Annotated in this window: 1 protein-coding gene; it reads left to right on the forward strand. The window is 65.9% G+C overall.

Annotation, left to right across the window (positions count from 1 at the left end; all coding sequences use genetic code 11):
- Positions 1–1,189, forward strand: a 1,189-nt coding sequence (gene tuf, locus KHP60_RS24835; RefSeq protein WP_213566933.1) for an elongation factor Tu, incomplete at its 3' end; no start/stop codon positions are given.

A 1,189-nucleotide genomic window follows, 5' to 3' on the forward strand; every position in this document is an offset into this window, starting at 1 on the left:
ATGGCGAAGGAAAAGTTTGAGCGCAATAAGCCGCACTGCAACATTGGGACGATTGGTCACGTGGACCATGGCAAGACGTCTCTGACGGCGGCGATCACGAAGGTTCTGGCGGAGTCGGGCGGGGCGACGTTTACGGCGTACGACCAGATCGACAAGGCGCCGGAGGAGAAGGCGCGCGGGATCACGATCTCGACCGCGCACGTGGAATACGAGACCACGAACCGGCACTATGCCCACGTGGACTGCCCCGGGCACGCCGACTACGTGAAGAACATGATCACGGGCGCGGCGCAGATGGACGGGGCGATCCTGGTGGTGTCGTCGGCGGACGGCCCGATGCCGCAGACCCGCGAGCACATCCTGCTGGCGCGTCAGGTGGGTGTGCCGGCCCTGGTGGTGTTCATGAACAAGGTCGACATGGTCGACGACGCCGAGCTGCTCGACCTGGTTGAGCTGGAGGTGCGCGAGCTTCTGTCGAAGTACGACTTCCCGGGCGACGACATTCCGATCGTGAAGGGCTCGGCCCTGTGCGCTCTGGAGGACCGTTCGCCGGAGATCGGCCGCGAGCGCGTGCTCGAGCTGATGGCCGAGGTCGACCGCTACATCCCGCAGCCGGAGCGTCCGGTGGACCAGCCGTTCCTGATGCCGATCGAGGACGTGTTCTCGATCTCGGGCCGCGGCACGGTGGTGACGGGCCGGGTCGAGCGCGGCATCGTGAAGGTCGGCGAGGAAGTGGAGATCGTGGGTCTGCGCGACACGCAGAAGACCACGGTGACGGGCGTTGAGATGTTCCGCAAGCTGCTCGACCAGGGCCAGGCGGGCGACAACGTGGGCGTGCTGTTGCGCGGCACGAAGCGCGAGGACGTGGAGCGCGGCCAGGTGCTGTGCAAGCCGGGCTCGATCAAGCCGCACACGAAGTTCAAGGCCGAGGCCTACATCCTGACCAAGGAAGAGGGCGGACGCCATACGCCGTTCTTCGGCAACTACCGTCCGCAGTTCTACTTCCGCACGACGGACGTGACCGGCGTGGTGACGCTGCCTGAGGGCACCGAGATGGTGATGCCGGGCGACAACATCACCATGGAAGTGACGCTGATTGCGCCGATCGCCATGGAAGAGAAGCTGCGCTTCGCCATCCGCGAAGGCGGCCGCACCGTCGGCGCCGGCGTCGTCGCCGCCGTGATGGACT

Origin of the sequence: Microvirga sp. 3-52 (assembly GCF_018383585.1) — a bacterium.
Classification (GTDB): domain Bacteria; phylum Pseudomonadota; class Alphaproteobacteria; order Rhizobiales; family Beijerinckiaceae; genus Microvirga.